Origin of the sequence: Streptomyces sp. NPDC093018 (genome assembly GCF_040684035.1) — a bacterium.
Classification (GTDB): domain Bacteria; phylum Actinomycetota; class Actinomycetes; order Streptomycetales; family Streptomycetaceae; genus Streptomyces; species Streptomyces murinus.
Genome location: NZ_JBFBFF010000018.1, coordinates 1 through 13967, shown reverse-complemented (window position 1 = coordinate 13967; position 13967 = coordinate 1). Strand labels below are relative to the sequence as shown.

The following is a 13967-nucleotide window of genomic DNA, read 5'->3' as shown; positions in this document are numbered from 1 at the left end:
TCCTCATCGAAGCCGGATGAAATTGTCGTAGTGATTGGAGGTGTAGTACACCTCACCCTTCCGCCCGAATACGAGACGCTCCGTCCCTCGATTTCCCGTCCCTCTTCCGGAAGGCCAAACATCGCTCTCGGTGTAGTAGCCGAGCGGCCTATCTGGGAGCTGCCCATTGCCATTTCCGTACTCTCCGGCAGGACGACCTCTCCGACCGCCCTGGTGTGTCATGGCAGGCGGTCGCCCGTTCATATCGTAGAAGTCAACGACCTCTTGGATTCGACTCTGGGTTGCGGCCTTGCTCTGGCCGAAAATCCCATCCTTGAGCGGGGCGCCGAAGCGGCAGTTGCTGTTGTGAACGAGTACCGGCGTGACCCCCGCCAGCACATAGTACGTGTGAACGTCATCAATGGTGAGGTCGTATGTCCGCTGGCGCTTGGTGTAGCGGGCGACCGCCACGATCTGGACGTGGGTGCCAGTACTGGTGCGCAAGTACTGGCCGGGTCTGAGGATGCCGGCGTCCACCCATTTCTTGAGTTCAGGGACCCAGAAGGGATGGGTATCCGTGGCTGTGATTGTAGATTTGCCGCCGCTCTTCGTAGCGGTAGTGAGGGTAGTGAAGTCCTTGTCGTCCGCCGTAGTGATGGTGACGACGACCTTCTTCTTAACCGTCTTTCCGGTATCAGGATCGGTAGCCTGGACGAAATCGCCCGTCCTTACATCCTCGATTGCTTTGGTGGTTCCGTCAGCCAGGAGGACTTGAGTACCGGGCAGGAAGCTGTGCTTGGCGCACGATGCAGCAGCTTCCAACACTTCACCAACTTCAGCCCCTTTGCCCAATTTACCCAGCTTGGCAAGCTTGGCAATCTTGCCAAATGGAAGATCCGCAGCCAGCCAGGCACAATTCCACGTCAGATTGTGCGCGCATTGACCAGCCAGCTTGTAGTCGAAGACGAATGTCTGGAAGAGATCTTTCGCCTCCGTTATTCTTCGATTCTCACCTTCAGGAAGTACGCCTAGATATTCCTTATCGCCCACAATAGTTGTTTTAAACTGGACCTTTGCGTTGCCATCGACGTAGGTGTGCGTGACTACATTCGATCCGTCATCGCGGGCTGCGCCGACCTTGTCCTGTCCAGAGTGATACGTCCACCCTCCGTCATTGTTCTGGGTGAAGGTCTCGTGAGTTCCGTCGTCGCATCTGCCCTCTCGGCCGCAGAGACTGGCAGGCTTCAACCCCGAGGGATCACTCAGAGTGACAGGATTGCCGTTGGCGTAGCTGTAGCCGTTGAGACTCTGCGGATCAGTGGGGTCGAGGATGGGATCGACGCTGAGGAACCGGCCAGTAGTGGGGTCGTATTCGCGGGCACCGAGGTGGGTCAGTCCGGTGCTCGCGTCGTTGGTTCCGCCGACGAAGCCCTTGTCGCCGGGCCAGCTTGTCGGCTGCGTGCCGCGTAGTTCACCGAACGGGGTTGTCCGGCGCTGCTGCATGTTCAGGTTGCTGCTGTCGATGGCGAGCTGGCTGGTGCCGTGAGTGTCTCCGATGAGGAAGGACAGCTGGTTGTCGTCGGTGCGTACGGCCTGGTTGCCGCTGCCGAGGTCGTAGTAACGGGTGGCCTTCGGGGTGGTCGATCCCTTGGCTAGGGTGATCTCGGTGGCGCCGAGGAACAGAGTGGTGGAGCTGTCGGTGCGGGTGATCAGGCGGTTGCCGTCGGCATCGTAGACGTAGGAAGTGCTCTCTGTTCCGCCGTGACCGTCGTCCGCGGTCACCTTGGCCAGGTGGCCCTCGCTGTCCCAGGTGAAGGACTGGTTGTCGCCGCCGACGGATCGCGTCTTGGTGTTGCCGTCCTCGTCGTATGTGTAGGAGGCGAGCGCGGTGCCGGCGGCGCTGGTGGTGTGCACCTGGGTGACGGCGTGTGGCTGCCGGCTCTTGGGATCCGGATAGTCGTAGGTGTGAACGGTGTCCTTGCTGGTGTCTCCGGTCGTCGAGTGGTCGGTTTCGGAGGTGCGGTCGCCGTCGGTGTCGTAGCCGAAGGACTGCCAGTATGGTGCCGGGCCTCCGAGCACGGATGCCGTCGGGGTGGTGGCGCAGTCGGTGGCGCCTTGTGCCCATGCGTCGTCGAGCCGGCCGAGGGCGTCGTAGCTGAAGCACTGCGCGTCGGTGCCGTCGCGGGTGACGTCCGTGATGGAGGTGACGTCGCCTGCCTGGTCGTAGCCGTAGGTCGCGGACTTGTCGGTGCCGGGGACGTCCTGGCGGTCGACCCGCGAGTTGGACAGGCGCTGGGTGCCCCACTCGTAGGTGTTGGTGACCTGGGTCATCTTCTGCCCGGCCGCCTGGTAGGTGTACTGCAGTACCTGCCCGGTGTAGTCGTAGGTGGTGTCCGTGGTGTAGGTGGCGCCTCCTGAGCCGGACAGTTTGGTCTGCCTCAGAAGGTCGTCGTAGGTCGGAGTTACGGCCTCTGCTGTCAGGGCTCCTGCCGCGGGGTAGCCGATGGACTGGACGGTGCCGTCGGCGTTGTACTGCACGTTGCTCTGGTACGAGCCGGCCAGCGCCCCTTCGGCGGCGGGGATGGTGGTGGTGGTTCGGTGCGGCCGGTACAGGTTGTCGTACAGCTGGTTGGCCACGGTGTAGGCGGAGCCGGACGCGCCGCCGACGTAGCGGGTGGCGGAGGCGAGCTGGCCCTTGAATCCGGTGGGGTCCCACACGTGCTTGGTCAGCAGCGGGCCGGTCGCGTCACCGTCATGAGTCTCGGTCTCGCGGCCGAGCCCGTCGTACACGTGGGTGATCGTTTTGCCGCGCTGGTCGGTGGTGCTGACCAACTGGTTGCGGTCGTCGTAGTGGGAGGTGGTGGTGCCCGAATCGGGGTCGACCGCCGTGGTCTGGTTGCCGCGCTGGTCGTAGGTGTAGGACCAGACGTTGGTGGCGGGGCTGGTCAGCTTCTCCAGGTTGCCGGCCGGGGTGTAGTCGTACAGCGTTTTGTCGTACGCCCCGGTCGCGGTGGGGCCGTGGTACTGGTCCAGTTCCCGCGTGTTGCCCCGGGCATCGACAATGGTAGTGGTCGGCGTGGCGCCGTGCGGCGGGGTCACCGTGGTGCGGTCGCCGCCGTAGGCCGTGGTCGTGGTCGAAAGGACCTGGCCGCCGTCGCTGTTGCCGGCCACCTCCTGGCTCTGGGTGATCCGGCCCAGGCCGTCATACGTGTTCCAGGTCTGCGTCTCCACCTTCGAGGCGTCGTCCGGTGCGGACAGGACGGTCGAGGGCGCCTGCTTCTGGTAGTAGGGGGCGTAGGACTTCGCGACGAGGCCGCGGGCGTCGTAGAAGGTGTCGGCCACCAGCATGCCGCCCTGCGGGCCCGGGGATTGGGCCTGTCGTGCGCGCAGGAACCCGTCGTAAATGGTGTAGGCGGTCTGCGTGCCCGTGCCCGCCAGCGTGGTGGTGCCCACCGTCACCGGCTTGTCGTCGGTGACGGTGTACGAGTAGGAGTAGTTGGGGGTCTGGCCGTTGGCCTTGGAACGATCGGCGAGCCAGACCTTCAGACTGCGGCCCAGCGCGTCGTAGGTGGTATCAGTCCGCTTGTTGTTCGCGTCCACCACTGTCACCGGAAGGCCACGCACCGGGTCGAGGGTCGTGGTGGCCGTCTGCGCGGTGGCGGAGTTTCCGGTGGTGGCCGGCGGCGAGGTCACGGCCACCGTGGTGGGAAAGCCCGTGGCCGGTGCGAAGACCGTGGTGGAGGTCTCACCGTCGGAGCGGGCGGTGCGCTGCGGGGTGCCGGTCTGGGTGGCCGTCACGTTGCCGGTCAGATCCGTGGAGGAGGTGACGCGGCCGTAGGCGTCGTAGGCCTTGCCGGATTCCAGGAAGGTGCCGGTGGTGCCGTCGTTGGACTTCAGCGTGGCGGTGCGGGTGGCATCACCGGTCGTCGGCGCTGCCCCGTATGCCTGTCCGTCGTAGGCCGCCAGGACGTCGGAAATGATGTCTTTGGAGTAGTCCGGAGTGGTGACCGAGCACGCCACCGACAGCGTCTGTACCCGGGAGGGTGTGTCCAGGATGCCGGCGGTGGTGTTGTCGGCGTACGTGGTCCGAGTGCATTTGTTGTCGTCGGCTTTGGACACATCGCCTTCGTCGTCGGTCTGGACGATGCGTCCGGTGGCGTCCTCGAACGTGTTCTTCACGTCCGTGATACGCCACGAGGATCCGTCGCCGCCGTCCAGCGAGGTCCATGTGCGCGTCTCGGCGGTGCCGGTCAGGTTCGCGGCTATGGTGCCCCAGCTGCGGGTCACCGAGGCGGTCTGGTGATGCCAGGGCGTGTTGACGGTCTTGTCGAGCACCTTGCCGTCGGGCCCGGAGTAGTGCTCTGTTTTGTATTCGCCCCCGGCCAGCGAGTCATGGTCGGTGATGGTGCCGCCGTTGTCGTCGGAGACGCTGACGCTCCGGGTGCCGTCGGAGGTCTTGTCGGCGTCCATGCCGCGAAGGAAGTAGTGGTCGGTCTGCGAGAGCATGCCCACCGGGTCCTGGCCGCCGGTCTCGACCCGCACGTGCGCGTATCCGCGGTAGGTCGACCAGGTCTTGTACTTCTCCTTGGTGATGCCGTCATCGTCGTCGTAGTGCCATGCCGCCCCGCCCAGGTAGTCGTACTGGGTCACCATGTCGGGCGACTTGGTGGTCCGGTCGGTTTGCACGACCTGGCTCACCACGTACTTGTTGAACCACTGCAGGGACGGGTTCTCGTCGCCCTGCTTGGTGTAGTACTGCGGGAAGCACCGCGTCGTGTTGGAGTCCGGGGTCGGAAGGCTGGCGGCGTCGCAGGCGGCCTTGGAGTAGGTGACGTCGATCTGACCGCCGCTCTCGTCGTCGACGGTCGCGACGCGTTCCTTGATGAACGGTGAAGTGTTGTCGCCTGTGATGTCAAGCCGGTTGGTCCGCTGGTCGTAGCCGAACGTGACCTTCGGCAGCGTGAGATCCGGAGCTCCCTCAGGAGTGTCGGCCTTGCCTGTGTGCTGGATGGAGGCCAGTTCCAGCTGGTAGTCGATGTCTGCCATGCCCCACTGGTCGGTCAGGTCCCAGGTGTCCACCGGCGTGTACGTGCTGCCGGACTTGAGTACCTGTGTGGTGACCGAGGTCAGTCGCTTACGCGACCAGAACGAAGGGCCGAAGTTGTCGCAGTCGCCGCTCGACTTGCAGTTCAGGTCCCACGGCGTGTCGTACCAGTAGAAGGAGTTGGCGTCGATCTTCGACTCGTCGCAGGTGCCGGTGGTCGTCTCCAGGCACCGCTCCGCCGTGGTGAAGTCCACTCGGCCCAGCGCCTTGGTCGAGTACATGGCGGCGGACTTCAGGCCGTACTCGATGTGGTCCAGATAGCCCCCGCGGTCATACGGGGTGGGGTTGGACGCGGTGTTGTCCCGGGCGTAGAAGTTGGATTCCTTGTTGTAGTAGTAGGCGATGGCGTTGCCGTGCGGGTCGACGGCGTAGTCGAGGTTCCACCGCCAGCCCTGCTGGCACCACGAGGTGGCGTAGGTGGAGTCGTGGCAGGGCTCGTTGGCGTTGTTGCCGTAGACCGGCATGGTCCAGGCGGAGTTGGTGGTGGTGTTGCCGCTGGCCCAGCCGGGCAACCGGTTGTAACCGAAGTAGTAGCGGGTGCCGTCGGTGGTGGTCATCCGCCAGTACTCGTCGTTGTGGGCGCCGTTGGACCGCACGTCGCTGGTGCTGCCGTAGATCCGGTCGATCTTTGTACCGTCGTCGCCCTTGATCCGGAACGAGTTGGTGCCGGTGGCCACCAGCTGGCCGGAGTGCCCATTGAAGGAGACAGTTGCGTTGTCGTACGCCCAGCACATGTCCCCGACCTTGTTGCCCGAGGAGTCCTTCACGCCTTCGTCGGCGCAGGGCTTGTAGCTGCGCTCGATGTATCCCGGCCACAGGTCAAAGCCATCACCCGCCCAGGAGGACTGGTTGTTGCTGTTACTGGTACGGCCGTCGATCCCGCTCGAGTCATACGACAGGCCCACGTTCGGTATGAAGTTGCCTGGTACGCCCGGAACGGGCATGTCGTACGACCATGAGAAGTCTCCGGCGCTGAGGCCCACGTTGAACGTGGATGACGCGGAGAGCGAGGTGGCCGAGTAGTCGCCGTGGTCGCTGGACGTGCCCGAAGTAGCCGCCAGTACGACCGCGTCGCTGCTTGCAGAACCTGCCGACAAGGAAACTGCCCCGGCGGTCAGGGTGTGTGCGACCGGGTCGTTCACGGTGCGCACGGGGGTCTGCCTGGTGCACGACGACTTCCGGGGGGTGGTCAGCGCGCAGGCGGGCAGTCGGACCAGGTGCATCCGCGCCGTGTACGCGCCTCCATAGGTCCGGGCGTACTGGGTGTCATCGACCCGTACCCCGATCGAGTTCCCGTGAGCGCCCGGCTGTCGTGCCACGGTGAAGAGCAGGCCGTCCACTCCGGCGGCTCGGGTGGCCTTCTGGTCGAGCACCCGTACCGCCGCTTTCCCGCTGAGTGCGGACGCGCTCGCCGCCTTGATGCCGTGGGCGGACTTCGACGCCGGGGTGGTCAGGGCTACGGGCAGGCTTCCGGCCCGCACCGTGGCGGACTTGGCCGTGGCCGACGGGATGGTGACGCTGGCCGTTCCCGGCTTTGCCCACGCGTGCGCGGGGGCGTGTGCGGGATGGTGGGGCAGGCCGTCGCTCTTGCGCGGCACCTTCGTGGTCACCGGGTGGCCGGCCACCAGTTTGCCCGGAGACGGCTTGCCTGGCATGTCATCCGCATGAGCCACCTGCACGGCAGCCCCTTGCAGTACTCCGGCGACCAGGAGCCAGCAGACCAGCAAGGAAAGCTGCCGCGTCGTCCGGACCCAAGATGTCCGTCCGCGTATCACGTTCGTACGTCCCCATCCCTCGATGTCCGCCGCGTCACCGTCACGGTGACGCGGCGGCTCACGGTTCGTCTGGTGGTCACCACCGAGCGTTGATCGCGCGCTTCGGGGTGGCGTGTGGTGACCTGTGCGCCGCCCCGGTCGTTCCCTCGGTCAGGGCCCGGCGGTGGTATCCAGATCCGTCCCACTGGCAAGGGAGGCGATCTGGCTGTCGGAGGCCACCCCGGCGAAGACCCATACGTCGTCGATCACGCCCGGCCAGTACTCGCCCCAGGTGGACGCACCGGTCTTGGTGCGGCCCAGCTGAAGGCCCTTGGCCGCGTCGAACGGCAGCACGGAGGAGTTCCACGACACTGACTCCGTGCAGGTCGGATCGTCCGGGGTGCCGTCTCCATCGCTGTCCGCGCACACGTTCTGCTGGAGTTCACCGTTGACGTACAGGCGCATCTGCCCGGCCATCTGGTCGTAGACGACCGCGATGTGATCCCAGGCACCGTTGTTCTGGAAGCTGGTGTCCGGGGCGATCGAGGTGTCCGCGGTTGCGCTGTCGGCGTTCGCCATCTGCAACTGCCATCTGCCCGCATTGGCCGGGTCGGTGGCGTCGGGCACATACCGCACGGAGAAGCCGCTGGTGTTCGCCCCGGCCATGCTCATCACCGTCACCGGCTTGGTCGGCCGGGCGGGCGTGGATACCCATGCGCTGGCGGTGAAGCTGGTGTTGGTGTGGATCGGCGAGACGGTGGTGGACGCGTAGCTGTTCGATGTGCCGTCCAGTACCAGAGCGCCCATACCGACCATGCTGTCGGCTCCGGTGGAATCGAGCTGTGCGCCGCTGCCCAGGGTCAGCGCGTGCCGGTCGGCCGCCGTCGGCAGTGCGTCGGGGGAGACCTGCGGAGTGCCCGAAGCGGACTCCATCTGCCAACGGCCTTCGACCTGGAGCTGGTTGTGGTACATCGCCGCGGCTTCCGGCCCCGACAGTGCCCGGTCGTAGAGCTGCACGTCATCGATCTGGCCGGGGAAGAAGTTCCCTGGGGCGCCGTCGAAGGAACTGGCGCCGATCTGCGTCGGGCCACCGCCATAAAAGGGTGCGGCGAACGTCGTCGTGGCCACCCAGGCACCATTGACGTACAGCCGCATGTCATCGGTGTTCGCATCGTACGAACCCATCAGCTGCGTCCATACGCCTGCCGGTGAGTGGGTGGTGTCGCCTTGGGCGGCACGCACGATCGACGCGCTGTCGGAGTCCTCGGTGTAGGCGTCGAACGACCAGCCGTAGGTGGCCGAGTAGTACAGCTCGAAACCCGGTCGATGGGTGCCGGTCTGGGTGGCAATGGTGGCGGCGTGGTCGGGCTTGGACGACAACTTCGCCCATCCCACCACGGAGAAGCTGTGCACATTGTTGACGTGCGAGGAGCGGGTGGCCGCGTAGCCGGTCGTGCCGTCCAGCGTCAGTGCCTTGTCCTGGGCGCCCGCGCTGCCCGCCGTGACGCCGCCGTGGAAAACGGCGGGCTCCACATCCGCCCGTCCGTGCACCTCGGTGGTCGGCGTGCCGTCGGTCTGCGTGGCTTGCTCGTCCAACGGGAAGACAGCCCGGGCCGGACGCCCCGTCCCGATCGGCTCGCCGTTGTACAGGTGCGTCACGTCTCCGGCGGCCAGGGCCTTGTCGTAGATACGGACGTCGTCGATCGTGCCGGGGAAGAAGTTCACGGCCGAACCGGAGTAGTTACTGGCGCCGATCTGCAGACCGCGCCGCGCGTCCCATGGCGTGGTGTAACTCGTCGACCCGACCAGTTGTCCGTTGACGTACAACGCCAGCACGCCATTGACCGCGTCGTAGCTGCCGAGCAGGTGGTACCACTGCCCCGCTGAAACTCCGCCGGCGGTCGAGGACATCGCTCGCACCGGCGTGGCTGAAGCCGAGTCGGAGGTGTTCTGGTTGAACACCCACCGGTCGTAGCCCTGGGAGTAGTACAGCTCGAATCCCGGCGCGTTGTTGCCCGGCTGGGCAGCGATGACCGCCGCGGTCGAAGGCATCTGATCGAGCTTCACCCATGCCGCGACCGAGAAACTGGTGTTGGTGTGCACGGTGGGTATGTCGGACGCCAGGTAGGAGTCCGTCCCGTTGAACTCGACTCCGGTGTTCACCTTGCCCGGCGCACCCAGTGTCGGGGAACCCACCACGTCGAGGGTCCGGTTGCCGGCCGTGCCGACGGCCTGTGTGGCACCGGCGGCATCGTCCAGTTGCCACTCGGCCGGGGCCGGCTGGCCCTGCTTGACCCGGAACTCGTACACCTCCGGCTCACTCGCATTGCCCGCGCCGTCGAACGCCTGCGCGTACACGAAGTTCGTGCCCGCCCGGGTCGGCCGGAACGTCACCGACTTCGCCGCCCCGCTCGTCGTCGTCACCGTGTGGTCGGCGTCGCACACCGGATCGGCGTTCACGCCGTAGCAGTACTTGACCACGTCCGTGGACGACGAGTCGAAGGTGAAGCTGCCGTCCCGGCCGACCCCGTCGTACGTCGGGTCGTCCGGGTTGGAGTCGTCCACCGCCGGATAGTCACCCGAGGTGATCACCGGGCCTGCGGGCACGCTGGTGTCGTACACCCAGTAGCAGTCGGTCGCCGATCCGGTGTACGACCACGGTGAATAGCTGTAGTACGTGCCCTGGTCGTAGTCCACGGACCGCACGGCCCAGCCGATGGTCTTGTTCTTCGGGATCGTCTTGCCGTTGGGCAGGGTGGAGGTCAACGTCGTGGAGAACGTCGACCCGGACTTCTTCGGCCCGATCTTGGACGAGGTCCACTGCGTCGCGAAGCCCTTGCCGTCCCCGGCGTCCCACGACAGCTCGAACTGGACAGCCACCTCGTCCTTGTCCGGGTCGGTGACGTTGCTGGCGCTGATCGACGGCAACCTGCCGATCCGCACCGGGCTCGAGGGGCTGTGACACGTCCCGCCCGGGCTCATCGACAGCTGCGACATGCCGATCTGCTTCGGCGGCATGTTGTAGTGGACCCGCAGATAGGCGTCGTCGGAGAACCGCTTCCAGCCGTACGCGTCCGACTCGTCCGAGGCCCTCAGCCCGAAGGTGGTGGTCGAGGAGTTGTGCGCCGCCGCGTACTTCACCCCCGACGTGGCATCGAACTCCACATCCGACGCCGCACAGCCGGAGAATCCGTGCGCCTCGTTCTTGGTGTCCAGGCGGTCCAGCCAGTTGTCCGACGAGGAGTTCCACGTCGTGCCCGACGAGAAGCCCTTCGTCCGCCACAGCTCGACCGACCGCGCGCTGCACGAGGCCGACCACGTCTCGTGCGCGACGAAGGTCGCACTGAGAATCGACTTGCCCTCGAACTTCGACGTGGGAAAGGAGTAGAAGAGCCGCTTGGTGTCGTAGGGGGCACAGTAGGACCAGCCGCAGTAGCCCAAGCCCTCGTCCGAGTCGCCGTTGAAGCGGTACTGCGGGCTGGAGGCCCAGTACTTCGAGACCACCGTCCAGTCCCCCGCTTTGGGAGTGTACGTCTGCGGGTCGATGAACAGCGGGAACGACGTGTCCGATCCGGTCAGCAGGGAGTGATCCGGCGTCAGCGTCAGCTGGGAGGAGCCCGAGTCGACCGCGACCCCGATCGGCGCCACCTGCGACGAGTCGGTCGGCCCCTGAGACGGATAGTCGGCGGTGCCGCCCGAGGGCTCATCCGACGTCATCGTCGTGATGCGGGACTTGGCACTGGTCTTGGCCCCAGCATCGGCAGTGGTATCGATACCGGAATCCCACATGATCGGCTGCGGTGCGGAGAACACCACTCCGCCGGCCGCACTGTCGGTGGCCTCCAGGCCCCCGGCCTTCGTCTCCGACAAGGCCAGACCATCGGCCTTCACCCCGAACGTCAACCGTTCCAGAGCCGGATTCTTCGCAGCATCCGCGGTGTTGACCACCAACAGCTCGTGGAATCCATCGGTGTCCGCGCGCAGCTGCAGATCCACGTCCGGCAGCACGCCCTTGTACGTCGCGGTGTCGCCGCTGAGCGTCGGAGCCGGCAACGACGAAGCCCAGCTGTACGACAGCTTCCGCCCGGCCCGCTCCAAGGTCGCCAACGGCTTCGAGCCGCCCCCCGAGAACGACATCCCCACTGCCGCCACCGCAGGCGCGACACTGCCGTCCGGCTGCTTGACCAAGGTGTTGTCAATCGCCTTCCACGCCCCGCCCACCCGCGCACGCACCGGCCGCAGATGCTGATCCGACTCCAAGCCGCCATCAGGCCTGGCGTACGTCTCGCTGGACTCGGTCCGCAGGGAGGTGATCTCCACCCGCTGGCCTGTGTCGGCGGCTTGCGTCACCGCCGCACTCTGTGTCAGCGCGGAGCGGTGCGCTCCAGAGGTTACCGACTTCGCCGGCTTCGCTGTTTTGACCGGTGACACCGCAGTGGCTGGCCCGGCAGCCGTCAAACCGGCCGCAGGCACCACGCCGGCGACAATCGCGGACACCAGTAGTGCTCTCCATGCCCGGCGCGAGGGCGCCCGCCCAACCCCACCCAACACAAGCCCTCTTCCCCACAGAACCCCCACCCGGGAGTCACAAGATCTCCAAAGGAGAGGAACCTTACCTAGCTTTTACGTGTGCAGGTCAAGGGCTTACCGTTCACTCCTCAGGTCCGAAGGGTGGCAGTTTCGGCCACACGGGCGATTCGCTGGACCTAGGACTAAAAACAGGCCTTCACCCCTTTTTGAAGGCGTGAATTTCCGGCGGAGGTAGCGCAAATGGAACCTCCAGATCCAGCCAACTACGTTGACATCAACCGTGGTCCGCTTTGCTCAGATTTGGATTTCCCAATGCGGAACGAGCTGCCGACGGTAAGCATCCGGACACCCGGCCAATGCGGTTCCTGTAAGAGCCTCTGCCTCTTGACACAGACCATCAGGCCGCCTGGCCGAGCGCCCGGGTGACGTGGGGCATACGCTTGAGAGAAGCCCTGCCGATGATCCTCAGTCCTGGCGCCTTCCATCTCTTTCCGGCCTCCAACCCATGACGCCGAGTGGCAGTCCGTCCACGAGGCCGCCGACGGGCACGGCATACGTCTAACGAGTTGGTGCGTGATAGCGGGTGGGGTGTGTTTGCCTTGCTTGCAGCCGTCTTCAGATGTTGGCCGTGCGGTCGGAGACGAGGCCGGCGATGGCACGGTAAGCGTCGGGCAGGCGGTCGCGGCGGTGTGTCCAGCGGGTCAGTTGCTTCCAGCGTTTGTGGTCGGCGAGGGCGTGTTCGACGGTGATGTGGTCGGATGAGTGGCCGTGGCGGTCGCGTTCCCACTGTTCGACTCTGCCGGGCAGTGCTCCGGGGCGAGGTTTTCTGGGTGGTGTGATCGCTTGTCCGCGGTGGTCGCGGCTCAGGCCGAGGTAGCCGTCGTCCAGGAGGACCTCGACGTCGGGGAAGTGCTGGAAGCAGACGGCGATACCTTCGTTGCGGGCGGCCGTGGCGTCGTGCATACGCCGCGGTCGCAGGGCATCGGCCCATAACGCGCGGCCTTGATCGTCGGCGACGACGGTGGCCTTCATGGTGTTCTGCTTCTTCTTGCCCGAGACGAACGCACGGCGACCGCCGCGGCCGGCCGGTGGCCTGCGGACCTGGATCTCGGTGGCATCCAGGCGCAGCTCGACGCCTTCGGCCTGGGCATAGGCAAAGACGTCCGTCAGCGTTCGGAGCCGCAGGCCGGGACGGTTGGGAACCGCGCACCCCCGCTCCGCCAGAAGCGTGCGCACCTCTGCGATCGCCCGGGTGACAGCCGACCGGTCGACGCCGAACAGCAGCCCCAGCACCGAGTGCGGCAAGTCGTGCCGCAGATGAATCAGCGTGCCACCAGCCGATCGACGAACACGAGCTGATGACGGGCGCCGGCACCTTCGGCCCGCTTCCTGGCCCCTCCTCGCGCAGCATGGCGACGACCCTCGACCCCGGCCTGCCACGGCGCGGCCAACTCATCGACCAGGCAAGCAAGATGATGCCGAGAGAGCCCCGTGAACAGACAGTGCGCCAGCACCGTCCGATTGGCCGTGATCGCCACGGCGAGATCATGCCATCCACCTGCGATGACCCTCACCCGCTATCACGCACCAACTCGTAAAGAGTGTTGCAGAAGGTTTGATGGCGGGCATTTTCCCTGTATGGGTGGGGTGTTGAGGGCTGAGCCGGTGTGGGTGGAGACGTTCACCGGGTTGCGGATGGGGCGTTTTGAGAAGCTGCTTCGGGTGGTGCGGGAGCGGGGCGGCATCGGCCCCGGTGGTGGCCAGCCGTGGTGTCTTCCGCCGGCCGAGCGGGTGCTGGTGGTAGCCGTGTCTGCCGGGTCATCCAGCGCCTGCAACCCCTGCTCGCACTGGAGCCGGCGCCCCGGCCGGTGCCGGGCACCGACCGGTCATGGATCGTGGACGGCACCCTGATCCCGGTCCGTGACCGTAAGGTCGCAGCCTCCTCCCGCAACTACCGGTTCTCGGCGAACGTGCAGGTCATCATCGACGCCGACACCCGCCTGGTGGTGGCCTCGGCCCGGCCGGCTCCCGGCAACAAGGCAGACGCACACATCTGGCGCGAGTCAGATCTGCCCGCCGTGGCGGCGGGCACGACGGTGATCGCGGGCGGCGCATACCTGGGCACCGGGCTGATCGTCCCGCACCGCAGACGAGCCGGACGCCCCCTCCTGCGCGGCCAGGAGGAAGACAACGCCGAACACCGGTGCGTCCGGGCCCGTGTCGAGCACAGCTTCGCCCGGATGAAGAACTGGAAGATCCTTCGCGACTGCCCCCAAAGGGGCGACGGCCTCCACCACGCCGTCGCCACTATGCACACTGACAGGGTGAAAGCAGCAGGTCAGCTGTCACTCAACCCTGTCCACCACCGACCTTCTGCAACCCTCTTTAAAGGGTGTTGCACAAGGCCGTGAGCTGGGCATCTCCTAGGCTTGGCTGCGGTGTTACGTGTTGAAAGAGTGTGGGTGGAGACGTTCACCGGGCTGCGGATGACGCGGTTTTCGGGTTTGTTGAAGGTGGTGCGGGAGCGGGGCGGCAACGGCACGTTGCGGGGCCGGCCGTGGTCGTTGCCGCTCGCCGAGCGGGTGCTGATGGTCGCGGTG

At 65.9% G+C, this 13967-nt stretch carries 2 protein-coding genes and 3 pseudogenes; 2 read left to right on the top strand and 3 right to left on the bottom strand.

The features are described from left to right. Positions 1-3: 3 nt before the first annotated feature. The 3 genes and pseudogenes from AB0N90_RS30645 to AB0N90_RS30635 form a co-directional block, all read right to left on the bottom strand. Positions 4-6762: an RHS repeat-associated core domain-containing protein gene (locus AB0N90_RS30645; RefSeq protein WP_365202120.1), complete on the bottom strand. Its 6759-nt coding sequence runs from the start codon at positions 6760-6762 to the stop codon at positions 4-6. 246 nt (positions 6763-7008) lie between these two features. Then, positions 7009-11334, bottom strand: a complete 4326-nt coding sequence (locus tag AB0N90_RS30640; RefSeq protein ID WP_365202118.1) for a LamG-like jellyroll fold domain-containing protein — start codon at positions 11332-11334, stop codon at positions 7009-7011. Positions 11335-11982: 648 nt separating this feature from the next. Then, positions 11983-12905 (bottom strand): annotated as a pseudogene (locus AB0N90_RS30635) (transposase family protein). A 100-nt stretch (positions 12906-13005) separates the two neighbouring features. Between AB0N90_RS30635 and AB0N90_RS30630 the strand changes: the two are divergent. Together AB0N90_RS30630 and AB0N90_RS30625 are read left to right on the top strand one after the other, a co-directional pair. Continuing rightward, positions 13006-13682: pseudogene (locus tag AB0N90_RS30630) on the top strand (transposase family protein); the annotation flags it as partial. A 114-nt stretch (positions 13683-13796) separates the two neighbouring features. Then, positions 13797-13967 (top strand): annotated as a pseudogene (locus tag AB0N90_RS30625) (IS5/IS1182 family transposase); the annotation flags it as partial.